The organism is Nonomuraea sp. NPDC050202 (assembly GCF_040656115.1).
Taxonomy (GTDB): Bacteria; Actinomycetota; Actinomycetes; order Streptosporangiales; family Streptosporangiaceae; genus Nonomuraea.
In genome coordinates this window covers 155425-178451 of record NZ_JBFALF010000014.1, presented here as the reverse complement: position 1 = coordinate 178451, position 23027 = coordinate 155425, and the positions used below count along the sequence as shown (strand labels likewise).

Annotated in this window: 24 protein-coding genes and 1 pseudogene; 13 read left to right on the top strand and 12 right to left on the bottom strand. The window is 72.8% G+C overall.

Translation table 11 applies throughout. The annotated features are described in order from the left end of the window. Positions 1-24: 24 nt before the first annotated feature. From AB0I79_RS32235 to AB0I79_RS32225, 3 genes are all read right to left on the bottom strand, one after another. A complete protein-coding gene (locus AB0I79_RS32235; RefSeq protein ID WP_357880922.1) occupies positions 25-2244 on the bottom strand; it encodes a polysaccharide lyase 8 family protein in 2220 nt (739 codons plus the stop codon). Between the two features lie 118 nt (positions 2245-2362). Beyond that, on the bottom strand, positions 2363-3601 hold the full coding sequence (locus AB0I79_RS32230; protein WP_357880920.1) for a hypothetical protein: 1239 nt from the start codon (positions 3599-3601) through the stop codon (positions 2363-2365). Between the two features lie 78 nt (positions 3602-3679). Continuing rightward, complete coding sequence (locus AB0I79_RS32225) at positions 3680-4660, bottom strand: Lrp/AsnC family transcriptional regulator (protein ID WP_357880917.1); 981 nt, start codon at positions 4658-4660, stop codon at positions 3680-3682. A gap of 85 nt (positions 4661-4745) precedes the next feature. Between AB0I79_RS32225 and AB0I79_RS32220 the strand changes: the two genes are divergently transcribed. Then, on the top strand, positions 4746-6116 hold the full coding sequence (locus tag AB0I79_RS32220) for an MFS transporter (protein ID WP_357880913.1): 1371 nt from the start codon (positions 4746-4748) through the stop codon (positions 6114-6116). An 18-nt stretch (positions 6117-6134) separates the two neighbouring features. Here the strand turns inward: AB0I79_RS32220 and AB0I79_RS32215 are convergent, their stop codons facing one another. Both AB0I79_RS32215 and AB0I79_RS32210 read right to left on the bottom strand, forming a co-directional pair. After that, on the bottom strand, positions 6135-6671 hold the full coding sequence (locus AB0I79_RS32215) for a PQQ-binding-like beta-propeller repeat protein (protein ID WP_357880910.1): 537 nt from the start codon (positions 6669-6671) through the stop codon (positions 6135-6137). A 2-nt stretch (positions 6672-6673) separates the two neighbouring features. Next, a complete protein-coding gene (locus AB0I79_RS32210; protein WP_357880907.1) occupies positions 6674-7147 on the bottom strand; it encodes an ATP-binding protein in 474 nt (157 codons plus the stop codon). Positions 7148-7331: 184 nt separating this feature from the next. On the opposite strand from AB0I79_RS32210, the gene AB0I79_RS32205 reads away from it, so the two are divergent. Next, on the top strand, positions 7332-7637 hold the full coding sequence (locus tag AB0I79_RS32205; RefSeq protein ID WP_357880905.1) for a DUF2795 domain-containing protein: 306 nt from the start codon (positions 7332-7334) through the stop codon (positions 7635-7637). 12 nt (positions 7638-7649) lie between these two features. Here AB0I79_RS32205 and AB0I79_RS32200 read toward each other — a convergent pair whose 3' ends face one another. After that, positions 7650-8351 carry a DUF2267 domain-containing protein gene (locus AB0I79_RS32200; protein WP_357880902.1) on the bottom strand — a complete coding sequence of 234 codons (702 nt, stop codon included), beginning with the start codon at positions 8349-8351 and terminating at the stop codon, positions 7650-7652. A 20-nt stretch (positions 8352-8371) separates the two neighbouring features. Further along, the gene (locus AB0I79_RS32195; protein WP_357880898.1) at positions 8372-10681 is read right to left on the bottom strand and encodes a xanthine dehydrogenase family protein molybdopterin-binding subunit; all 2310 of its coding nucleotides are present in this window, start codon (positions 10679-10681) and stop codon (positions 8372-8374) included. A gap of 74 nt (positions 10682-10755) precedes the next feature. Here AB0I79_RS32195 and AB0I79_RS32190 point away from each other — a divergent pair, with 74 nt between their 5' ends. After that, positions 10756-11226, top strand: coding sequence for an MSMEG_6728 family protein (locus tag AB0I79_RS32190; RefSeq protein ID WP_357880895.1), 471 nt, complete (start codon positions 10756-10758; stop codon positions 11224-11226). A 17-nt stretch (positions 11227-11243) separates the two neighbouring features. Here AB0I79_RS32190 and AB0I79_RS32185 read toward each other — a convergent pair whose 3' ends face one another. After that, positions 11244-12704, bottom strand: a complete 1461-nt coding sequence (locus AB0I79_RS32185) for a multicopper oxidase family protein (protein ID WP_357880892.1) — start codon at positions 12702-12704, stop codon at positions 11244-11246. Beyond that, positions 12701-13099: a hypothetical protein gene (locus AB0I79_RS32180; protein WP_357880889.1), complete on the bottom strand. Its 399-nt coding sequence runs from the start codon at positions 13097-13099 to the stop codon at positions 12701-12703. Before AB0I79_RS32180 ends, AB0I79_RS32185 begins: the two co-directional genes overlap by 4 nt. A 195-nt stretch (positions 13100-13294) precedes the next feature. Between AB0I79_RS32180 and AB0I79_RS32175 the strand changes: the two genes are divergently transcribed. From AB0I79_RS32175 to AB0I79_RS32150, 6 genes are all read left to right on the top strand, one after another. Beyond that, a complete protein-coding gene (locus AB0I79_RS32175; protein ID WP_357880886.1) occupies positions 13295-14449 on the top strand; it encodes a sensor histidine kinase in 1155 nt (384 codons plus the stop codon). Further along, entirely contained in the window at positions 14446-15108 is a 663-nt protein-coding gene (locus AB0I79_RS32170; RefSeq protein ID WP_357880883.1) for a response regulator transcription factor, read from the top strand. The genes AB0I79_RS32175 and AB0I79_RS32170 overlap by 4 nt, the downstream gene beginning before the upstream one ends. Before the next feature lie 45 nt (positions 15109-15153). Next, complete coding sequence (locus AB0I79_RS32165; RefSeq protein WP_357880880.1) at positions 15154-15753, top strand: sulfite oxidase-like oxidoreductase; 600 nt, start codon at positions 15154-15156, stop codon at positions 15751-15753. 1 nt (position 15754) lies between these two features. After that, positions 15755-16480 (top strand): ferredoxin reductase, encoded by a 726-nt coding sequence (locus AB0I79_RS32160; protein ID WP_357880877.1) that lies wholly within the window; start codon positions 15755-15757, stop codon positions 16478-16480. A gap of 1 nt (position 16481) precedes the next feature. Continuing rightward, positions 16482-16745, top strand: a complete 264-nt coding sequence (locus AB0I79_RS32155; protein ID WP_357880874.1) for a DUF6510 family protein — start codon at positions 16482-16484, stop codon at positions 16743-16745. Between the two features lie 114 nt (positions 16746-16859). Then, positions 16860-18266 (top strand): LCP family protein, encoded by a 1407-nt coding sequence (locus AB0I79_RS32150; protein WP_357880871.1) that lies wholly within the window; start codon positions 16860-16862, stop codon positions 18264-18266. A gap of 83 nt (positions 18267-18349) precedes the next feature. Here AB0I79_RS32150 and AB0I79_RS32145 read toward each other — a convergent pair whose 3' ends face one another. Continuing rightward, positions 18350-18916, bottom strand: a complete 567-nt coding sequence (locus tag AB0I79_RS32145; RefSeq protein WP_357880868.1) for an NAD(P)-binding domain-containing protein — start codon at positions 18914-18916, stop codon at positions 18350-18352. A gap of 79 nt (positions 18917-18995) precedes the next feature. Beyond that, complete coding sequence (locus AB0I79_RS32140; RefSeq protein WP_357880865.1) at positions 18996-19592, bottom strand: TetR family transcriptional regulator; 597 nt, start codon at positions 19590-19592, stop codon at positions 18996-18998. Between the two features lie 65 nt (positions 19593-19657). On the opposite strand from AB0I79_RS32140, the gene AB0I79_RS32135 reads away from it, so the two are divergent. After that, complete coding sequence (locus AB0I79_RS32135) at positions 19658-20941, top strand: cytochrome P450 (RefSeq protein WP_357880862.1); 1284 nt, start codon at positions 19658-19660, stop codon at positions 20939-20941. Positions 20942-20957: 16 nt separating this feature from the next. Here the strand turns inward: AB0I79_RS32135 and AB0I79_RS32130 are convergent. Continuing rightward, positions 20958-21074: pseudogene (locus AB0I79_RS32130) on the bottom strand (DUF3073 family protein); the annotation flags it as partial. Positions 21075-21160: 86 nt separating this feature from the next. Here AB0I79_RS32130 and AB0I79_RS32125 point away from each other — a divergent pair. The 3 genes from AB0I79_RS32125 (at position 21161) to AB0I79_RS32115 (ending at position 23026) form a co-directional block, all read left to right on the top strand. Then, positions 21161-21493: a metalloregulator ArsR/SmtB family transcription factor gene (locus AB0I79_RS32125; RefSeq protein ID WP_043615149.1), complete on the top strand. Its 333-nt coding sequence runs from the start codon at positions 21161-21163 to the stop codon at positions 21491-21493. 131 nt (positions 21494-21624) lie between these two features. Continuing rightward, positions 21625-22137 (top strand): PadR family transcriptional regulator, encoded by a 513-nt coding sequence (locus AB0I79_RS32120; RefSeq protein WP_357880859.1) that lies wholly within the window; start codon positions 21625-21627, stop codon positions 22135-22137. Positions 22138-22147: 10 nt separating this feature from the next. Then, entirely contained in the window at positions 22148-23026 is an 879-nt protein-coding gene (locus tag AB0I79_RS32115) for a 1,4-dihydroxy-2-naphthoyl-CoA synthase (RefSeq protein WP_185111441.1), read from the top strand. Position 23027 lies beyond the last annotated feature (1 nt).

Here is a 23027-nt window from a genome sequence, read left to right as displayed (position 1 = left end):
CCGGGCCGCACGGTGAGCGGCGTCTCAGCCGGGCCGCACGGTGACCGTCACCGAAGCGCCCTCCCGGCCGGCCAGCCGCCCGAACCTGAGCCCGCCCCCGATCAGGGAGGCGTCGCCGTCCAGCAGCTCCGCCACCGGCCTGGCCCACGTCAGGGTCAGCTCGTCCAGGTCGCACCGGGGGTCGGCGACGGTCACGGTCGCGGTGCCGCCGGGGTGCTCGCGCACCAGGACCGCGCACGGGGCGGAGGCGGTGAGGTCGCCCGCCGTCCCGGCGTTCCAGAAGCAGGCGGCCGTCAGCCCGAGCGCGGGCACGTGCACGGCCTGGAGGCGGGCCGTGTTGGCCAGCACGTGCACCGCCCCCGCGGCCCGGGATCCGCTCCCGCCCGGCAGGACCAGGGCGCGGGCCTGGGTGGCCTCCCTGCCGGCGCCCGGCAGCAGCAGGTAGGCGTAGGTGGCGGAGCGCGGATCGACGCCGTGGTCCAGCCAGAGCGTCACGTAGTCGCGGCCCGTCCCGCCGCCGTCCCGGCGCTCCCGCAGCGTACGCAGGGCCTGGCCGGGCAGCACGTAACCCCCGTGACCCTCCAGGTGCGCCCATCCCCGCCCCACCGCGAGCGGCGCTGAGGTCCTGCGGTTGTCCACGACGGTCTCGACGGCCACGCCGTCCGCGCCGGTGATCCCGGCCCCCAGGCAGACGATCGCGTCGTCGAGGAAGAACCACGACTTGAACGCCTCCATCGTGCTCTCCAGCCCGGAGAGGTGCTGCCCCACGGCCGCGTACGTGCCGTCGCTCGCCCCGCCGACCCACCGCCACGGCGTGCGCGTGTCACCCCACCCCGCGCCCGCCCCGTCGGGCAGCCGCCGGGTGGACACGGTGGTGCCCGGCAGCCGGTACGGGTCCACGGTCGGCCAGAAGGAGTCGGAGTACTGGTCGCCGTGCCCGTCGGCCCACCAGTAGAGCATCCCGGAGCCGGTGTGCCAGCCGCGCAGGTTCTCGCCGTTGCCGTGCTCGTAGTGACCGACGCGGTGGGAGGCCATGCTGAGCGCCGCGCACCAGCCGGGCCGCCGGTGCACGGCCCTGGCGCTCATCGGCAGCAGCCGGTGCCCGACCGGCTCGGCCGCCGCCGGCACCGCGCCGTCCTCCATGACCGTCGCCAGGCGGGCGTGGAAGGCGGGCTCGGCGGCGTGCTCCAGCATGGGCTGGTACGTGCCGCGCGCCGCCCAGCCCTTGACCATGGCCTGCCAGCGCGCCCGGGTCCCGGCCGGGGCGCTCTCCCCCAGCAGCAGGACCGCGGCGGCGATCTCGCGCCCGCGCTCGTGGTCGCCGAACGGCCGCCTGCCGACGCCGCGCCCGCGTACGAGGTCCATGCAGGCCCCGTCACGCACGAACGGCGCGTACGTGCGCTCGACCGTGTCGAAGATCCGCTGGTCGGCGAGCTCCCAGGGCGAGCCGCGCAGCACCGCGTGGAGCGTGGCCAGCCCCGACAGCAGCGTCACCCCGTACGCGCCCTGGTAGGGCACGAACGAGTGCTGGATGAACGACCCGTCCCGGTAGAAACCATCACCTTCCGAGACCGTCGCGAACACCGGCGACAGCGCCGAGACGGCCAGCCCCGCCTTGCCGTGGTCGTCGTCGAGCATGGCGCGCAGCAGCGTCACCAGGCACAGGTCCACCCGGTTGGCGGCGGTGCTGTTGCCGGAGTAGCGGTGCAGGCGGCGCTCGGGCACGTAGTGGTCGACGGCCTCGGCCAGTGCCGGGCTCCACGTCCCGGCCAGCACGGACGCGTCCAGCAGCGCCTTCGGCACGCCGATCTGCCAGTGCCACCAGTTGCCCGGCGCATCGCCGCCCGCCGCGTACACGTGCCGCCGGTAGTGCTCCACCCCGGCGGCGACGGCCTCGCCGAGGCCCGCGTCGCCGAGGCCCAGCGCGTACGCCTGCGCCATGACCCGCAGCCGCCTCGGCGTGGCCACGAACGACGGGAACGCCTGGTCGGGCCAGAGCGAGGAGGGCCCGGGGGCCATCGTGGCGCGGTAGCGCGCGGCCGCCCGGCCCAGCGCGGCCAGCCGCGCCCGGTAACGCTCCGAGTCGTGCCCCGGCCCCGCCGTCACCTCCCGCCAGCGGCGGCGCAGCAGGACGAACGTCTCGTCGGGCGTGTACGCCGCCCGCGCCGGCGCCAGCGCCCCCACCGTGCCGGCCGCGGCCACGCCGCCGAGCCGGAGGAATAATCGCCTGGTTGGCAGCGGCACGTCACGATTATCACGCGCGGCGCGGCATGGTGAGCCATCCCGCGCGGCGCAGCCCGGTCAACCCTCACGCACGGCGCAGCGCGGTGGAGCCTCACGCGTGACGCAGCGCGGTGGAGCCTCACGCGCGGCGCAGCGTGGTGAACCAGTCGAGCACCTCGGGCAGCGACCGGTAGGCGGTCGTCATGTGATCGACGTCGCCCACGTCCGTCAGCGACGCCTTGACCCGGGCGGCCCGCAGGTCGCGCAGGCAGTACCGGGAGTTGGCGTAGGCCACGTCCTTGTCGCCGCGCCCGGCGAACAGCCGCACCGGCACCCCGGCACGCCAGCCCGCGCAGGTGGTGTCGTTGACCTTCAGCGCCCGCAGGAGCGCCCCCGACGGCTTCGCGACCCGCTCCAGGTAGGCGGCGGTGACGAGGTCGCGCGGCGAGCCGGGCAGCCCGGCCGCGATCTGGTCGAAGCTGTGGTCCCCGTCGAACAGCTTCTCCACCGCCGGGTCGCGGAACACCTCCGACGGCGAGTCGTAGAAGTGGTGCAGCCGGTTCATCGAGACCGTCCAGTACGCCAGGTAGAAGGTCGCGCTGTGCGGATCGAGCCGGTCCTCGAGCAGCGCCGGCAGCTCGGCCTCGCGCACGTGGTACGGCCCGGAGATCGGCGCGACCCCCCGCAGCCGGTACGCGGCGTCCCCGCGCAACGACTTGCCCAGCGCCATCGCCGCGTGCCCGCCCTGGGAGAACCCGGTGACCAGCACGTCCCCGCTCAGCGAGCGTCCCTGCCGCCTGGCCAGCTCCCCCGCGGCCCGCAGCAGGTCGGCGGAGGCGGAGGCCTCGGTCGCCGCGTCCATGTACGGGTGGAAGCCGGGCCCCGTCCCCAGCCCCAGGTAGTCGGGCGCCACCCCGGCGAAGCCCGCGGCGGCGAACATCAGCGGCGCCGCCCGCCCGTCGCCGTCGGCGACCGATCCGGCGTCGGCCCTGGTCGCCAGGGTGCCGTGGGCGTAGCTGACCGTCCACAGCCCCTTCCTCGACCTGGCCGGCAGCGCGACGACGCCGCTCGCGGTGGTGGGCGTCCCGGCCGCGCTGATCGTACGGTAGACGACGGCGTACAGGTCGGCGCCCTGCGGCCGGGCCGGCACGGGGAACCTGGCGCCGGTGAGGTAGGCCGCGACCTGCTCGGCCGACATGCGCGCCAGCAGCTCGGCGGAGACGATCGAGCCCCTGTCGTCGATCGTCACGGCCTGGCTGACGGGCGCGGGTGCGGTGGCGGTGGCGGTGGCGGCCAGCGCCGCGGGGGCGGTCGCGGTGGCCAGGACGAGCCCGGCGCAGGCCAGGGCGAGCAGCCGGTTCCTCATGGGCGTTCTCATGTCACAGAACGCTACGAACACCGGCGATCTGCTCCCAGCCTGCGCTCCGCCGAACAGGCGGTAGTGCCTGCCCCACCGTCAGTGGGGTAGTACGGCCCCCGCCCGCTTGACGGTCCTGATGATGGGCGCGGTCTCGATGTGCCGGATCGCGGGCAGCGCGCCCAGGCTGTCGGTCAGGTAGCGGTAGAGCGCCTCGTCGTCGCGGCAGACGATGCTGGCCGTCAGGTTGGCGGGCCCGGTCGTGGCGCCCGCGAACGCCACCTCGTGGTGTCCGGCCAGCGCCCTGCCGGTCGCGTCGAGCTCGGCGGGCGGCACCGACATCCACAGCTGCGCCTCGACCCGGTAACCCATCAGCGCGGGCAGCACGTCGAGGTCGAAGAAGAGCGCGCCGGCCGAGCAGAGCTGCTCCATCCGCCGCCTGACGGTCGACTCCGACCAGCCGGTGGCCGCCGCCAGCTCGGCGTAGCCGGTGCGGCCATCGCGGGACAGCTCACCCAGCAGGGCCTGGTCGCCGGGGCCGAGCGTGATCTGCTCGCCCTCGCCCCGCCTGCGGTGGACGCGGCTCTCCGCCAGCAGGGCGACCTGCTCGGGCGAGAGCGCGGCCAGCCCCTGCCAGCCGACGCGGCCGCCCACGAACGTGTGGAGGGTCCTGTGCGCCGTCACCGAGAGCACCCGGTTGGTCCGGGCGAGCTTGCTGAGCAGCAGCGACTCGCGTTCGCTCGCCGTGCGCTGCAGCGTGCCGGCGGAGATCTCGGTGCCGCCGGACAGCAGGTGCACCCAGAACGTGTCGGAGCGCCGCCCGAGCGCCTCGGCGATCGGCACCGCCGCGTCCGGCGTGCAGCGCAGCCTGATCGCCCACGACTCGTAGCCGAGGCGGCGCCCGTCCACGACGCCGACCACGCGCAGCATGCCGGTGGAGCGCAGCCGCCGGTAACGGCGCGCCACCCGCTGGTCCGACACCCCGAGCACCTCGCCGACGCGGCTGAACGAGACCCTCCCGTCCACCTGCAGCGCGTGCAGCAGCCCGCGGTCAAGCTCGTCCAGCTCGATGGATTCCACCAGCACAAGCTAGCCGACACGGAAAACCGCCAGAAGTACGGCTCCAGGTAGCGGATACCCCCGGCACGGCCGCACCGTGGTCGCCATGACCAGAACATCAGCACCGGAGACGGCGACCGTCTCCTGGTCCCCCTTGGTGGCCGCCTGCCTGGGCGCCTTCATGCTCCTCGTGGACGTGACCATCGTCATGGTCGCGCTGCCCGGCATCACGGCCGACCTGAGCATGTCCTTCACCGGCGCGCAGTGGCTGCTCGACGGCTACGCGCTGTCCCTCGCCGCGCTGCTGCTGGCCGCCGGCTCGTACGCCGACCACACGGGGCGGCGCAAGGTCTACCTGGGAGCGCTGGCGGTGTTCGCGCTGGCCTCGCTCGCCTGCGGGCTGGCGCCGAGCGCCGGGCTGCTGCTGGCCGCCCGCCTGGTGCAGGGCGCCGCCGCCGCGGCCATGATGGCCACGACCCTCGCCCTCGTCAGCGCCACCTACCACGGCAGGCAGCGCGGCATCGCGTTCGGCGTGTGGGGCGGGGTGAACGGGGCCGCCGCGGCCATCGCGCCCGTGCTCGGCGGCCTGCTCACCGAGCACCTGCACTGGCGGGCCATCTTCCTGGTGAACCTGCCGATCAGCCTGGTCGCCGCCTGGCTGACCCTGCGGGGCGTCGAGGAGTCGCGTCTGCCCGGCGGGACCCGGCTCGACTGGGCGGGCATGGTCACGTTCACGCTAGCGGCGGGGGCGCTGACGTACGGGCTGATCGAGGCGGGTGAGCACGGCTGGGCGGCGGCACGCACGCTGGCGCCGCTGGCCGTGGCGGCGGCGGCGTTCCTCGCCTTCCTGGTGACCGAGTCGCGTGGCGCGAACCCCATGCTGGACCTGCGGCTGTTCGCCGAGCGGTCGTTCAGCGGGATCATGGCGGGGGCCGGTCTGATCATGCCGGCCGCGTTCGCCTGCCTGGCCTTCACCTCGCTCTGGCTCCAGCAGGACCTGCGGCTCGGCCCGGTGATGGCGGGGCTGGCGCTGTCGCCGATGGCCGCCACGTCCCTGGTGGCCTCCGTGGCGGTCTCCCGGCTGTTCCCCGGGCTGTCGCCGCGGGTCGCGATCGGCGGCGGGCTGCTGCTGATCGGCGCCGGCGCGCTGCTGCAGGGCACGCTCGGCGAGCACTCGGGCTGGACCGCGCCGGCGCCCGGCCTGGTCCTCACCGGCCTGGGCGTGGGCCTGGCCGTCCCCGCGTTCAGCTCCGCCGCCATGACGTACGCGCCGCCGCAGCGCGCCGGCATGGCCGCGGGCACGGTCAACACGGTCAGGCAGCTCGGGTACGCGCTCGGCGTCGCCCTGCTCGGCCTCCTCTACCGTGACGGCGGCGGGTACGCCGCGCTCAACGACGTCTACCTGGCCAGCGCGATCACCGGCGTCGTGGCGGGCCTGCTGGTGCTGGTGACCGTCGCGGGACCGCGCCCGCGTTGAGGTGCGCCAGGCGAGGCGTCAGAGGAGCCGCCGGATCTCCCCGTAGGCGCGGTAGAACCCGCCGCGTCCGGCCGAGCGCACCCCGTCCACCAGGTAGCGGGCGCCCGCTTCGCGGATCTCCTTCGGGAACTGCACGTTCCAGGACTCGTAGCCGGGGCTGACCACGCGCACCCGCAGCCGCTCGCCCTCCCGCACGCACTCCACCACCACGCCGTCGCCCGCCTCGCTCGCCGTCTCCAGCACGGTCTCCAGCACGACCGAGGGCTCGACGGCCTCCAGCGACGCGGCCGCCTTGACGTCCACGGGCTGGGGCACGCTGCCGGTGCGGGCCGCGGCGATGGCGGCCTCGCTCGCGTCGATGCAGGCCAGGGTGCCGTCCGTGGTGACGATGTAGAGCCGGTCGTCCAGGTACTGCATGGAGAAGGCGGAGCCGCAGCCGGTGGCGAGCTTCCACAGCCGCTCGCCGGAGGCGTCGAAGCAGTAGACGGAGGAGTGGTTGTCACCGGCGAAGACGTGGCGGCCGCTGCTGGGGAGAGTAGAGGACAGCGGCGACAAAGTCAGACGCCTGCCCGGATCGGCACCACGTTGCCGGCGGCGCCGGAGCGCGGGATCGCGAACCAGGTGGCCTTGCCGACCAGGCCGGGCTGCGTGACGTAACGCTGGGGATGGCAGCCGTAGAAGCCGTCGGAGAGCCTGGCCACGATGCGCAGCCCGCGCCCGTGCTCGGCCGCCAGGTCGTGGGGCGCCGGGGCGGGCAGGACGGGGCTGCCGTCCACGACCACGACCACGACCATGATGTCCTTGTCGTCCACATGGAGAACGAGTTCGTAGGGGCCGTCGCCGTACATGAAGGCATTGGTGATCAATTCGCTCGCCATGAGAACGGCGTCGTCAACGAGATCGGAGGAAAGGGAGAGTTGCGACAATTCCATGCGAACAACGGCACGAGCCTGACCGACGGTCCGCGCGTCCTCGTGCAGCGGCCACGCGAACTGCTTCCGGCTCCTGCGGGTCGATCGCAGCCTGGTCATGTCGTCTCCCTCCTGTGGTGAGGGGCAGCGAATGCGCCTTTCGCTCAGCAAGAGGACCTGCCTATGGGTTGACGTACAACGCTGTCGAAACGTGTACGTACGAGAGCCCCGTTCGGGTCGAATTTTCGGTGAAATATCGCACATTCTTTTAGGGCGGTGTCCGTAACCCGGGTAGTGGGGCAGCATGAAACTGCACGACACGCGCCCGGTCCGCGAGGCCCTCAACTCCCTCGACTTCCCGGCCGACAAGGAGAGCATCGTGGCGCACGCCCACGCGCACGGCGCCGGCGAGGACACCGAGCGCGCCCTGCGGTCGCTGCCGCTCGGCGAGTACGCCAGCATGGCCGAGGTGCTGCGGTCGGTGCCCGTCGATCCCGCGCCCGACCGGACCGAGGACGAGCGCATGCAGCAGCACCGCAGGCGGGGCAGGAAGGCGGGGCTGGCCGAGAGCATGCGCCCGTCCAGCCCCAAGCCGATCGACCAGGAGTGACCTTCGGGCCGGTCAGGGGCGGCCGATGCCGGCGCCGATCTCCTCGATCAGCTCGTCCACCCGCCTGGCCAGCTCCACGTCCAGCGACGTCACGGCGCCCACCGAGACCGTCCGCACCAGCAGGACGAGCCCCTCGGCGGTGTCGTGGAGCTGCGGCTGGCGGCCGTACGTGATCTTGAGCCGGTCGAGAGCCCTGCGCACCGCGTGCAGGTTCTCCTGCGGCAGCGAGATGGTCCGGCGCAGCCCCGACCGGTCACCGCTCCACCGCGGCAGCGTGCGCAGCGCCGCGCCGATCTCGGCGTCCGTCAGCGGGGCGCTGTGGCCCTTGGGGCCGGTGATGCCGCCGCCGCCCGGCGCCTCGAACAGGCCGCGCACCTGCTCGGGGATGTGCAGCCGGGCCACCAGTGCCGGATCCTGCTCGGCCACCGCCGCCAGCACGGCCTGCGCCCTGATCCTGGCCTGCTCGGGAGGCCGGCGGCCGAGCAGGGCCGCCTGGCGGACGAAGCCCTCCTCGGTGCCGTCGTTGCCCGGGTGGTCCATCGGGAAGTCGTCGGTCAGCTCGGGCGGCAGGGCGTCGATCAGCTCGCGCCGGCCCGCCTCGTCGAGCGTGCGCGCCAGCGTGGTGAGCGTGGCCTCCGCCGCCGCCCTGGCCGGCCCCGCGGCCAGGCCCGTCATGCGGCCGATGGCGCGGAGCAGCTCCCGATATTCCACCATGGTGTCCCCCGATCCCCCGTTCAGCCTCCTCGTTCCCAGGCCGCAGGGCGCGACACCTGCAGCAGGGACCACACGGCGGCCGGGGTGAGAGGCACGTCTGTGATCCGGTCCGCGATCTCCGGCAGGGCGGCGGCGACCGCGTTGGCGATCGCCGCGGGCGGGCCGATCGTGCCCGACTCGCCGACGCCCTTCATGCCGCCCGGCGTGACCGGCGAGGGCGTCTCCAGCATCACGACCTCGATGTCCGGCACCTCCCGCGTGGTCGGCGGCAGGTAGTCGGTGATCGGCTGCCCGTCGTCGGTGTAGACGATCTCCTCGGTCAGCGCCTGGCCGATCCCCTGCGCCACGCCGCCCATGAGCTGGCCCTCGACCACGGCCGGGTTGACCAGCACGCCGGAGTCGTTGACCAGCCAGTAGCCCTCCAGCTCGACCGCCCCGGTCTCCGGGTCCACGGCCACGGCCGCCGCGTGCGCCCCGTACGCGAAGGTGTAGCCGGCCGGGTCGTAGCTGTCGCGCTCCTCCAGGCCGGGCGTGACCCCCTCGGGCAGGTCCCAGCCGCGCCATGCCGACGTGGCCAGCTCGCGCAGCGGCACCGACGCGTGCGGGTCGCCCTTCACCCGCACCGCGCCGTCGGCCAGCTCCAGGTCCCCTGGCGCCGCCTCCAGCCGGTGCGCGGCGATGGCCAGCAGCTTGTCACGCAGCTTGCCGGCGGCCCGCGTGAGCGCCCCGCCACCGATCGTCAGCGATCGGCTCGCGATCGACCCGATCGACGAGTACGGGGTCGTCGCCGTGTCCCCCAGCACCACCCGGACCCGCTCGATCGGCACCCCGATCCGGTCGGCCGCGAGCTGGGCCAGCGCCGTCTCGATGCCCTGCCCGATCGAGACCACCCCCGCCGACACCACCACGGACCCGTCCTGCTCCATCCGCAGCACCACCGTCTCGTAGCCGCCCGCCTCCGCCCCCATGGCCTTGAGGTCCATCGACGGGCCCAGCCCGGTGGTCTCGACGTGGCAGGAGTAGCCCACACCGCGCCTGCGGCCGTCGTCCGCGCGGCCGACCGGCCGCACGAGATCCCGCACCGTGCGCAGGGCGCGCGGGTAGTCACCCGAGTCGTAGGTCTGGCCCACCGCCGTCGTGAACGGCAGCTCCTCCGGCCGCAGCATGTTGCGCAGCCGCAGCTCGATCCGGTCGACGCCGAGCCGGCGCGCCGCCTCGTCGATCAGCCGCTCCCTGGTCAGGGTGGCCTCGGGCTGGCCGAAGCCCCGGTAGGAGCCGAACGGCGTCGTCGTGGTCACCACGCCGCGCACCCGCACCGCGAACCGGTCGAACCGGTACGGCCCCGGCAGCAGCGTGGCCGTGACCGCGAACGTCGAGCCCCCGGTGTTCCCCGGATGGGCGCCGAGGTCGCCGACGACGTCCACGTACATGGCCACGAACCGCCCGTCGCCGTCCAGCGCCAGCCGCGCCCGGTGCACGGCCTGCCGCGCCGACAGCGTGGCCGACAGCCGGTCGCCCGGCGCCTCCGTCCAGCTCACCGGGCGGCCCGTGCGCATCGCGGCCAGGCAGACGAGCGTCTCGTCGGGGTAGACGTGCTCCTTGGCGCCGAACCCGCCGCCCGTGTCGCGGCTGATCACGCGCACCCGGTCGTGGGACAGCCCGAACGAGTCCGCCAGGTGCTCGCGCACGTGGTGCGGCGCCTGCGAGGAGATGTGCACGGTCAGCTCGTCGTCGGCGTACGAGGCCACCACGCCGCGCGGCTCCAGCGGGTACGGCGAGACCCTGCCCATCCTGAACACCATCTCGACCACGTGCTCGGCCCCCTCGACGGCGGCCAGGCAGTCCTCGTCACCCATCCCGAAGTCCGTGATCACGTTGGTGCCCAGCTCCGGGTAGAGCGGCCGGGCGTCCATGGCCCGCTCGGCGCCGACCGTGGCAGGCAGCTCGTCGAGGTCCAGGTCGAGGAGGTCGGCGGCGTCCCTGGCGGCCTCCGGCGTACGGGCGACGATGAGGGCGAGTGGCTGGCCCGCGTACCTGATGGCCTCGTCCAGCACCCGGTAGGAGGTGATGCGCTGGCCCGGCAGCACGTTCACGCAGGATAGGCGGAGGCCGGCCGCTTCGGCCGGGGTGATGACGTCGACGACTCCCTCGACGGCCCAGACCGCCTTGGTGTCGCAGCCGAGCAGCCGGCCGTGGGCGATGGGGCTGCGTACGACGTGGGCGTGCAGCGTGCCGGGCAGGCGCACGTTCCCCACATACCTGCTCTTGCCGGTCAGCAGCCTGGTGTCTTCCCTGCGCGGCGTCCGTGCGCCGACATACGGGTCTCCCATGCCCTGATTGTGAGCGTCGGGTGGCGGGCGGTCTATACGATCCGGCGAGAAGGAGCACGTCAGCGGGGGTAAAGATGCAAACGTTCCTGCCATATCCCGACTTCACGGCGACGGCGGCGGTCCTCGACCCGCTGCGGCTGGGCAAGCAGCGCGTCGAGACCCTCCAGGTGCTGCGCGCCCTCACCGTCCCCGGGTACGGCTGGCGCCACCACCCCGCGGTCAAGATGTGGGCGGGGTACGAGGAGGCGCTCGTCCGCTACGGGCTGGAGATGTGCCGCCACTGGCGCTCCCTGGGCCGCGCCGACACCTGCGCCGACACGATGAGCACCGAGCTGGCCCAGCTCCGCGGCACTCCGGAGATCCGCGCGCAGCCCGAGCTGGCGGCGGCCGGCGAGCTGCCGCCGTGGCTCGGCGACGAGCGCCTGCACCTCAGCCACCGCTCGGCCCTGCTGCGCAAGGACCCGGGCTTCTACCGGCCCGTCTTCGGGGACGAACCGGACGACCTCGACTACGTCTGGCCTCGCTCGGACCGCCTGCCCGGCTGAGCGCGCGTGAGGCCGGATCAGACGACCTCGAAGGCGGCCATCATCGCCATGTCCTCGTGTTCGAGGTTGTGGCAGTGCAGCACGTACCGCCCCCGGTAGTCGGTGAAGCGGGTGACGATCTCGACGGTCTGGGCGTCGCGCAGCTCTACGGTGTCCTTCCACTCCGGCGGCCCCTGCGGGCGTTCGCCGTTGACCGACAGCACCTGGAACTGGTCGAGATGCACATGCACCGGATGCGCGACGTCGCTGGTCAGCCGCCAGACCTCGATGTCGCCCAGCTTGGGCCTGGCCTCCATGCGCCTGGCGTCGAACGGCCGGCCGTTGATCAGCCACCCCGTCCCTCCGTGCATGCTCCCGCTGCTGAACTCGAAGTCCCGCGTCACCGCCGCCCTGGCGGGATCGAGCGCCTCCACGGTCGACAGGCGGGCCGGCACGGCGGAGTCGTCGCTCTCGTCCCGCTCCACCGCGAAGCGCATCACCCGCGCCTGCGCCCCCTCCCCCGCCAGGTTCCGCAGTTCGACGTGCTGCCCCACCCGGTACGCCGAGAAGTCCACGACCACTTCGGCCCGCTCCCCCGGCGCCAGCCGGATCTGCCTCACCGTCCTGGGCGCCGCCAGCAGCCCCCCGTCGCTCCCGATCTGCACCATCGGCCCCCCGGTGGACAGCTCGTACGCCCGCGCGTTCGAGGCGTTGCACAGCCGCAGCCGGTACCGCGCCCTGGCCACCCGCAGCTCCGGCCACGGCGCCCCGTTCACCAGGATCACGTCACCGAGCACGCCCCCCATGTACGCCTCCCGCACCCCGGGCTTCCCCTCCAGCGCCGGGTACAGCAGGTGGCCGTCGGCCGCGAACGACCGGTCGCAGATCAGCAGCGGCAGGTCCCGCTCCCCGGACGGCAGCGGCAGCGCCTCCTCCTCCGCGTCCCCGACCAGGAACATCCCCGCCAGCCCGCGCCAGACCTGCGGCCCGGTGTAGTCCATGCGATGGTCGTGGTACCAGAGGGTGGCGGCCCGCTGCTCCAGCGGGAACACGTACTCGCGCGAGGCGCCGGGCGCCACCAGATCCGTCGGGTAACCGTCGGACTCGGGCGGCGTGTGCCCGCCGTGCAGGTGCAGGACGGTCGGCTCGCCGAGCTGGTTGACCAGCTTGACGACCGTGCGCCGCCCGCTGCGCGCCTTGATCGTGGGGCCGGGGAACGTGCCGCCGTACCCCCAGATGGGGGTGCGCAGCCCGGGCAGCAGCTCGGCCTCCGCCGCCCGCTCGGTCAGCTCGTAGAAGTCCACCTCGCCGGCGCTGCGGACCGGCCGGGCGACCTCGGGGACCGGCAGCGGCACCGCGTACGGCTTGGGCAGCGGGGCCGCGCTGGCCAGGAGCTGCGGCTGCGGGGTGCCGGCGAGCAGCGAGCACCCCTGCGCCCCGGCGGCCGCGACGGCCCCGAGCCCGAGCAGCCGCAGCACCTCCCGCCGGGTCGGGCTCATGCCCGTCCCGGCCGCGCCATGACGCGGATGAGCTGGGCCACGCCGCCGCCGAACAGCAACACCCCGAGCGGCAGGTGAACGGTCTTCACATGCATCATGCCGAGCGCCGCCGCCACGATCGTGAACACGAACAGCCCCGCCGCCGGCCCGATGAACCTCGCGCTGCCGCCGCCCGGCCAGCGGACGAGGATCGCGGCGACCAGGTGGAGCAGCCCGATGACGGCCAGGGCCATACCGGAGGCCGCGTGCAGCGCCCGCCCGCCGGGCGAGGACAGCAGCATGCCCGCCGTCACCGCCTGGAACAGCAGCGCGACCACGTGCAGCACGGCCACGGCCTTGAGTGTCTGGACGGTCCAGGTCGCCGGGCGGGCGGCCATGGTGGGGGAAGCGGTCATGATCGGCTCCTGGGACAGGTTCTCTCCATGGCCGCCATCGTGGTCTCACGGACCGCCGCCGGTCGTCGTGCAGCGGGCGAATCCTGCCGCTACGACACGGGACGCAGGAACGGCGGGCGTACTACGCCGGGAGTAGTAGCGAGTTCCGCCCGGGCGCCGACGACCGGCGCCCGGATCACGCCCTAATCTGCAGGAATGAGCTCTGCGCGCGGATGGCGCTCCTTCGCCCTCGACGGCGCCCTCGCCGCCGTGGTGGCCGCCATGCTCTCGCTCACCGTGCTCGCGACCCCCGGCGCGGGAGTCCTGGACCTGGCCGCGGTCCTCATCGCCGCCGCCTCGCTGCTGGCCTGGCGCCGGGCGCCCCTGGTGTCGCTGGCGATCAGCACGGTCTGCATGCTGGTGTTCTCGGCGCACGTCCAGCCGGGGCCGCCCGCCGCGTTCCCCGTGCTGGTGTCGGTGTACGGCGCGGTCAGGGCCGGGCATCGCCTGTTCCCGGTGCTGGCCGGGGTGGTGTTCCTGGGCTCCAGCCTGGCGGGCAGCCTGACCGACGCGACCGGCGCCGCCCAGGAGCAGCAGGTCCTCCAGAACACGACGCTGCTGCTCGGCTGGTTCCTGGCCGCCGGGGTGACGGGGACGGTGAGCATGCACCGGCAGGCGTACGTGGAGCAGGCCGAGCAGCGTGCCGCCGAGGCCGAGCGCACCCGCGAGGAGGTCGCCCGCCGCCGGGCCGGCGAGGAGCGGCTGCGCATCGCCAGGGAGCTGCACGACTCGCTCACCCACAGCATCTCGGTCATCAAGGTGCAGGCCGGGGTGGCGGTGCACCTGGCGCGCAAGCGCGGCGAGGAGGTGCCGGCGGCGCTGCTCGCCATCCAGGAGGCCAGCGGCGACGCCATGCGGGAGCTGCGCACCACGCTGGAGCTGCTGCGCGACGCGGACGGCGAGCCCGGCGAGCAGGACGGTCCGAGCGGCCTGGCCCGGCTCGGCGACCTGGTGGAGCGGGCCCGCTCGGCGGGGCTGCCCGCCACGGTGACGGTCTCGGGCGAGCGCAGGGAGCTGCCCGCCGAGGTGGACCGGGCCGCGTACCGGATCGTGCAGGAGGCGCTGACCAACGTCTCCAGGCACGCCGGCGCCGCCGCCGCGGCCGTACGCGTCGACTACGGCGGGGCGGAGCTGGTCGTGCAGGTGGACGACGACGGCAAGGCCACCAGGGACGCCCCGCCCGTACCCGGTGTGGGCCTGCTCGGCATGCGCGAGCGCGTCACCGCGCTCGGCGGCCGCCTGCTCGCCGAGCCCCGTGCCGAAGGCGGCTTCACCGTACGTGCCGAGCTCCCCCTGGGAGAACCCTCATGATCCGAGTCCTGCTGGTGGACGACCAGGCGCTCATCCGCGGCGGCTTCCGCGCGCTGCTGGAGGCCGAGGACGACATCGAGGTGGTGGCCGAGGCCGCGAACGGCGAGCAGGCCGTCGCGCTCGCCCTCGAACACCTCCCCGACGTGGCCCTCGTCGACGTGCAGATGCCCGTGATGGACGGCATCGAGGCGACCCGCCGCATCGCCGCCGACGAGCGGCTGAGCGGCGTGCACGTGGTGATCCTGACCAACTACGGCCTCGACGAGTACGTCTTCAACGCCCTCAGGGCGGGCGCCGGCGGCTTCCTGGTCAAGGACACCGAGCCCGCGGACCTGCTGCAGGGCGTCAGGGTGGCGGCCAGGGGCGACGCGCTGCTGTCGCCCGCGATCACCCGGCGCCTGATCGGCGAGTACGTGGCCCGCCGCCCCGAGCCCGAGCCCGCCGGGCTGGACGTGCTCACCAACCGGGAGCGCGAGGTGACCGCCCTGGTGGCCCGCGGCCTGTCCAACGACGAGATCGCCGCGCACATGGTGATCAGCCCGATGACCGCCAAGACGCACGTCAGCAGGGCGATGACGAAGCTGCGCGCCCGCGACCGCGCCCAGCTCGTGGTCTTCGCCTACGAGTCGGGCCTGGTCGTCCCGCGGGCGGGTCGTTGACCGTGACGAAACGGGCCCGTGGTGAAATGGCCTCAGGAGGGGGCCATGAGCATCATTTCCCGCGGTTTCCGCGGAAAGCGCAGAGACGACGGCGACCGCGTTCCGCCGGGCCAGTACCTGGTCGACGACTTCCCCGTACTGTCGGCAGGCCCGACGCCGCGGGTGCCGCTCGACCGGTGGGAGTTCGCCATCGACACCGAGGCGGAGCAGACCCACCGCTGGTCGTGGGAGGAGTTCATGGCGCTGCCCAGCGAGACCCCCACGGCCGACATCCACTGCGTCACCAAGTGGTCGAAGCTGGACACCACGTGGGAGGGCGTCTCGCTCGACGTGCTCTTCGAGGACGTGGAGACCGCCGCCGAGTACGCGCTGGTCTACTCCTACGGCGGCTACACCACCAACCTGCCGCTGGAGGACCTGCTCGACGGCAAGGCGTGGATCGTGCACCGCTTCGACGGCGAGGAGCTGGAGCCGCGCCACGGCGGCCCGGCCCGCCTGATCGTGCCGCACCTGTACTTCTGGAAGTCGGCCAAGTGGGTGCGCGGCATCCGGCTGCTGAACGAGGACTGGCCCGGCTTCTGGGAGACCGCCGGCTACCACAACTACGGCGACCCGTGGCGCGAGCAGCGCTACGAGGGCGACTAGGGTGCGCCGCCTGACGTGGCGGCCGGCCGAGCTGGTGGACGGCTCCGCCGAGACCGCGACCGCCCGCACGCTGCGGTTCCGGGTGCCCGGCTGGCCGGGGCACCTGGCGGGCCAGCACGTGGACGTGCGGCTGACGGCCGAGGACGGCTACACGGCGCAGCGCAGCTACTCGATGGCCTCGCCGGCCGACGGCGACCTGGTCGAGCTGACCGTGGAGAGGGTGCGCGACGGCGAGGTGTCGCCGTACCTGACGGAGGAGCTGCGGGTCGGCGACCAGGTCGAGCTCCGCGGCCCGGTGGGCGGCTGGTTCGTGTGGCGGACCGAGAGCAAGGCGCCGGTGCTGCTGGTGGGCGGCGGCTCGGGGATCGTGCCGCTGATGGCCATGATCAGGGCGCGCAGGCAGGCGGGCAGCCGCGTGCCGTTCCGCCTGCTGTACTCCCTGCGCGACCCGGAGCGCCGCTACTACGCCGAGGAGCTGCGCCGGCCCGAGCCCGGGCTGGACATCACCTACCTCTACACGAGATCGGCGCCCGAGGGCGTCTCCCGGCCCGCGGGCCGCATCATGCTGGACGACCTGGCCGAGGGCGGCTGGCCTGCCACGTTCGAGCCCGACTGCTACGTGTGCGGGCCGACGGAGTTCGTGGAGGCCGCTGCCGACCTGCTGCTCGCGCTCGGGCACGCGCCCGAGCGCATCAGAACCGAACGTTTCGGTCCCACCGGAGGCTGACATGACCGAGCACCTGGACGGCAACGCCCTGGCGGGCCCGCTGGGCGAGATCTTCGCCGTGGACGTGACCTCCGCGGTCGGCCGCTGCGCGAGCTGCGGCCTGACCGGCCCGGTCGCCTCGCTGCGCGTGTACGGGCCCGACCCGGGCCTGGTCGCCCGCTGCCCCGGCTGCGAGGAGGTCGTGCTCCGCCTGGTCCGCGGCCCCGGCACGGCCTGGCTCGACCTGCGCGGCACGGTGTCGCTGCGGGTGAACCTGCCCGAGTGAGGGCGCAACTCCCTGTCTGACTGAGTACACTCAGGCACGATCAACGGCCGAGATCTGTACGGCGAGGCTCTTGGCCATGGGCGGTGGCCCGCGGCCCCGTCCTGTGGGAGTCACGTGAGCAGCGGGCTTGTCGACGCGCCGCCCTCCGAACCCGGCACGCCGCCGCCGCGGCGGCGACGCCGCTGGCTGCGCTGGGTGATCGCGGTCACGGTGACCGTCGTCCTCCTCGTCACCGGCGTGGCCGTCGGCGTGTACGCGCGCCTGACCGGCAACATCGAGCACGAGGACGTCACCGCCGAGGACCTCGGCGCCACCCGCCCGCCCAAGGTGGCCGGCACCGCCATGAACGTCCTGATCGTCGGCTCCGACCAGCGCAACGGCAAGAACGCCAAGTACGGCAGGGTCGCGGGCGAGCGCACCGACACGATCATGCTGGCCCACCTGTCGTCCAAGCGCGACAACGCGATGGTGATCAGCTTCCCGCGCGACTCGGTCGTCCAGCTCCCCGCCTGCCGCGCCACCAAGGGCCTGCCCGGCCAGCAGGCGCACGTCGGCATGATCAACGAGTCGTTCAACTCCGGCGGCATCGCCTGCACCTGGAAGACGATCGAGGCGCTCACCGGCATCCACATCGACCACTTCGTGAAGGTGGACTTCACCGGCTTCAAGGGCATCGTGAACGCCATCGGCGGTGTCGAGGTCTGCCTGCCCGAGGCGATCAACGACAAGAAGGCCCTGCTGCACCTGCCCGCCGGCAAGCAGACGCTCAACGGCGAGCAGGCGCTCGGCTACGTGCGTGCCCGCTACAGCCTCGGCGACGGCTCCGACATCGGGCGCATCCAGCGGCAGCAGATGTTCATCGCCTCGATGGTGAAGAAGGTGATGAGCGGCGAGACGCTCACCGACCCGGCCAAGCTCCTGGGCACCCTCGACGCCGCCACCCAGGCGATCACCACCGACCAGGGCCTGACCACCGGCGTCATGAGGGACCTCGCGGGCAGCCTGCAGGGCCTGGACATCAGCAAGATCCGCTTCATCACCACCCCGTGGCACTACTCCCTCACTCAGCCGGGCCGGGTGGAGTGGGTGCCGGACCAGTCCAAGCGGCTGTTCCAGATCGTGGCCAAGGACCAGAGCGTGGAGGGTGTCAAGGGCGGCCAGGCCAAGGTGGGCCGCTCGAAGATCCAGATCGAGCTGCGCAACGGCACCTGGCGCGGCGGCCTGGCCACGGAGGTCGCGGCCTTCCTCGAACAGCGCGGCTACCACATCGCCAAGATCGGCGACTCGGCGAAGAAGCCGCAGGCGAAGACCACGATCTTCTACGGCCCGAACGGCGAGACCCGGGTGCCCACGCTCCGCAACGACCTCCAGGGCTCCGCCACGCGGGCCGTGCCGGGCGCCAGGACGAACCGGCTGATCCTGGTGATCGGGAACGACTGGAAGGGCCTCAAGCCGCTGCGCACGGACGACACGGAGGCGATGAAGGGGTTCGACGCCACCCACGACACCTGCGCCACCTGATCACAGCGCCTCTGACAGGCCACGCCGTCCCGCACGATCCGATCACAGCGCTCCGGCCGGCCGCGCACTCCCGCGCGGCCCGATCACAGCGCCTCTGACAGGCCGCCCCCGTCGATGGCGGTGAACCCGGCGTCCTCGATGAGCGGCACCACGGCCTTCTTGGCCTCGTCGTCGTCGCCCCAGTAGGGCATGTCGGCCCGCGCCCCGCCGCGCTGGCCCGCGATGCCGAGTTCGAGCAGCTCGTTGGGGTACTTCGTGTTGAACGTGCGCACCAGGCGTACCTGGTCGCCCAGCACGTGCTGCTGGTACTGAGGGCTGGTCAGCCCGCCGGGGACGGCCACCACCACGGCCGCGCCGTCGCGCTCGCTGATCGGGTTGCTCGGATCCACGACGATCTTGCCGGCGAGCGTGCCGTCCAGCTCCGCCACCACCGCGGGGAACGACTCCCACCCGACCGCCATGATCACGACCTCGCCGAACCGCGCCGCCTGGCCGGGCTCCCCGCCCCGCGCCTGGCCTTCGGCGGCGCGGGCCGCGGCGGCCGCGCGGGCGGGGTCGGCGTCGCTGAAGAACACGTCATGGCCCGCCACCGCGAGCAGTCGGCCGAGCGGCGAACCCAGCCTTCCGGAACCCACGATTCCTACGCGCATGTCTTGATCTCCTCGTTCCCGGGGGATGTGCCCACAGCGGCGGGCGACATGCCTGCGTTCGCAGACCTTTGCCAGTTGATCAGGCGATGAGGGCGCCCAGGGTGGCGATGGCGTCGACGACCTGGCGGGCGTCGGGGGTGGCCTCGGGATCGAGCAGCCACTGCAACATCAGCCCGTCGGAGATCGCCACCACGACCGACACCAGCACCTCGGGCGCCATCGGCAGCTCGACCCCCAGCTCTCCGCTCGCCCGCCGCAACATGTCGGCCCCCGCCACCCGCGTCCTGGCGTACGCCTCGGCGAGCCTCTCCCGCAGCACGGGCGCGCGCAGCGCCGCCGGATAGCCCTCGACGCACAGGATGAGCACGGGCCGCAACTCGTCGAAGACGTCCACCAGCTCCGCCATGGCCCGCTGTAGCATCTCCCGCGGGGAGCCGAGCTCGGCGCCGAACAGCGCGCGCTCCACCCGCTCCGTCCACTGGTCGAAGATGGCCGCGATGGCCTCGTTGAGGAGCGCGTCCTTGCCGCCGAAGTGATAGCCGATGGAGGCCAGGTTGGTGCCCGAGGCGGCGACCAGGTCTCGTGCGGTCGTGTGGGCGTAGCCCTTCTCCTGCAGGCAGCTCACCGCTCCCGCCAGCAGCCGTTCGCGGTATCCACCGGCGTCTGTTCTTGCCACAGGAATCATGCTACAGATGTATACGAGCGTCTATGACGTACGTACGTCTACATGGAGGACCGACGATGATCCCACCCGGCCCGAAGATGCCCGCGCTGGCGCAGACGGCATGGTTCATGGCCGACGCGCCGCGCGCGTTCGAGAGCTATCACCGCAAGTACGGGCCGATCTTCACGGTCCGCTATGCCGGCTTCCCGCCCGAGGTCTACGTGACGACGGCCGAGCTGGCCGAGCAGGTCTACCGCACCGACCAGAGCGGCGACGGCCGGGCCGGGGAGGCGCGGCGCGACTTCCTGGAGCACATGGTGGGCGCGCACTCGGTGCTCACGCTCGACGGCGAGCCGTGGTGGCGGCACCGCAAGGCGCTCAACCCGCCGCTACGCGCCAAGCAGGTCGCCGGCTACCACGACGACATCGCGGCGATCGCGGCCGAGAAGATCGCGACCTGGCCGCTGGGCCGGCCGTTCGGGCTGCGCGACCGCGTGCAGGAGATCACGCTGGAGATCATCATCCGGCTGATTTTCGGGATCACGGACGCCGGGCGTGTCCGCCGGCTGCACACGCTGCTGCCCGAGCTGATCGAGACCGGCGGATCCATGCAGGTGACGCTGCTGCCCGAGCGGCTGCGCGCGCTCGCGGGCCGGGCGCCGTTCCTGCCCTACAGCCGGTTCCTGCGGCTGCGCGCCGAGGTGGACGCCATCCTGTTCGACGAGATCCGCCGGCGCCGCACCGCCCCCGGCGGGGACGACGTGCTCGGCCGGCTGCTGGAGACGGAGCTGGGCGACCAGGAGCTGCGCGACGAGCTGATCACCATGCTCATCGCCGGCCACGAGACGACCGCGACCGGCCTGGCCTGGGCCTTCGAGCGGCTCCTGCGCATGCCCGAGGTGCTGCGCCGGCTGCCGGACGACGAGCCCTACCTGGACGCGGTCGTCAAGGAGGTGCTGCGGGTCCGGCCCGTCGTGTATGAGGCGCCGAGGCTGCTCGACGCCCCCCTGCGGCTGGGCGGGTACGAGATCCCGGCCGGCTGGTACGCCGGGCCGTACATCCCGCTCGTGCACCGTGACCCCGCCGCCTTCCCCGCGCCCGGGGAGTTCCGTCCCGAGCGCTTCCTGGACGGGCACCAGGGCAAGGCCTGGATGCCATTCGGCGGCGGGCGGCGCTTCTGCGTCGGAGCGCAACTGGCGCTCCTGGAGATGCGCGTCATCATCCGCGAGGTGCTGCACCGCCTGGAGCTCACGGCGCCCGATCAGGCGCCGGAGGCCAGGCGGCTGAAGAACGTGACGCTCGCCCCCGCGAAGCTGACCCGCGTCATCGCCCGCGCTCGGACTCCTGCTCGGACGGCGTAGGCAGGTACATCTCCTCGCGTCGCTCGTCTGCGCCCAGCTCCTCGCGGAGCCGGTCGTAGTCGATGTTGTGGTTGGCGTACTTCAGCTGGCGAGCGACCTTCGTCTGCTTCGCCTTGGCTCTTCCTCGGCCCATGGCAACTCCCTAGTCCCCGCTGTCATGCTATCCGACAACATAGCGACTTGAAGAATTATGCAACTGCACTGGATTACCCTGACAATATGCACGTGGAGGTCTACCAGGCCAAGGCCGACTTCTTCCGAACGCTCGGCCACCCCGCTCGCATCCGAGTGTTGGAGCTACTCCAGGAAGGGCCACTGCCCGTCAGGGATCTACTGGCCCAGATCGACATCGAGGCCTCGAGCCTCTCCCAGCAGCTCGCCGTCCTGCGCAGGGCGGGGATCGTCAGTGCGATCCGCGAAGGCAGCACCGTGGTCTACACGCTCGCCACGCCCGAACTGGCCGACCTGCTGGGCGCCGCCCGGCGCATCCTCACCGACATGTTGGCCGATCAGGGGGAGCTGCTCGCGGAGCTGCGGGCCGAGGTGACATAAATCACACCATGAGGATCACGAACACGTGGACGGTCCAGGGCAGAAAACCTGAGCAGGCGGCACCTCAAAGACGTTCCTGAATTGACATGTCGAAACAAGAACCTCCTGTCAAGATATGTCAACATAGGAACATGAGCCTTCGACACGCCGTGCTGGGACTGCTCTCCGAGGGGCCCGCGAGCGGATACGACCTGATGAAGACGTTCGACGTCTCGCTCGCCAACGTCTGGCCGGCCACGCAGAGCCAGCTCTACTCCGAGCTCGGCAAGCTGGCCGAGGCGGGGCTCGTGGACGTGGTCGCGGAAGGGCCGCGGGGCCGCAAGGAGTACGCGATCACCGAGGAGGGCCTGGCCGAGCTGCGGCGCTGGGTCGCCGAGGTGGAGCCGACCAAGGTGATGCGCAGCGACATGCTGCTGCGGGTCTTCTTCCTCGCCCAGGTCTCGCCCGAGCAGGCCCGCGACTACCTGCGCCGGCAGGCCGGCGAGGCGGCCAAGGACCTGGAGCACATGGAGGGCATCCGCGAGTTCGTCGAGAGCGGCGCCGACAACCTCTCCGTGTACGGCCGCCTGGCACTCGACTACGGCATGCGCCTGGCCAAGGCCCAGAAGGAGTGGGCCGAATGGGCCGAAGGGCGCATCCACTAGGCTGCCGACCATGGTCTCCGAGCTGTTCGATCCCAAGGCGTGGCAGCCGGTCGAGGGATTCGACTTCACCGACATCACCTACCACCGGGCGGTCGACCAGGGCACCGTACGCGTCGCCTTCAACCGTCCGGAGGTCCGCAACGCCTTCCGCCCGCAGACGGTGGACGAGCTCTACCGCGCGCTCGACCACGCCCGGCAGACCACCGACGTCGGCTGCGTGCTGCTGACCGGTAACGGGCCCTCGCCCAAGGACGGCGGCTGGGCGTTCTGCTCGGGTGGCGACCAGCGCATCAGGGGCAAGGACGGCTACCAGTACGCCGACGGCACGCCCGCCACCGGGCGGCTGCACATCCTGGAGGTGCAGCGGCTCATCCGGTTCATGCCCAAGGTGGTGATCTGCGTGGTTCCGGGGTGGGCCGCGGGCGGCGGGCACAGCCTGCACGTGGTGGCCGACCTCACGATCGCCAGCGCCGAGCACGCCCGGTTCAAGCAGACCGACGCCGACGTGGCCAGCTTCGACGGCGGGTTCGGGTCGGCGTACCTGGCGCGGCAGGTCGGGCAGAAGTTCGCCCGCGAGATCTTCTTCCTCGGCGACACCTACACGGCGGCCGACGCGCACCGGATGGGCATGGTCAACGCCGTGGTGCCGCACGAGGAGCTGGAGAGCACGGCGCTGGAGTGGGCGCGCAAGGTCAACGGCAAGTCGCCGACGGCGCAGCGGATGCTCAAGTTCGCCTTCAACGCCGTCGATGACGGGCTGGTGGGGCAGCAGGTGTTCGCCGGCGAGGCCACGCGGCTGGCGTACATGACGGAGGAGGCCGCCGAGGGGCGCGACTCGTTCCTGGAGAAGCGCGAGCCCGACTGGTCGCCGTTCCCCTGGCACTACTAGG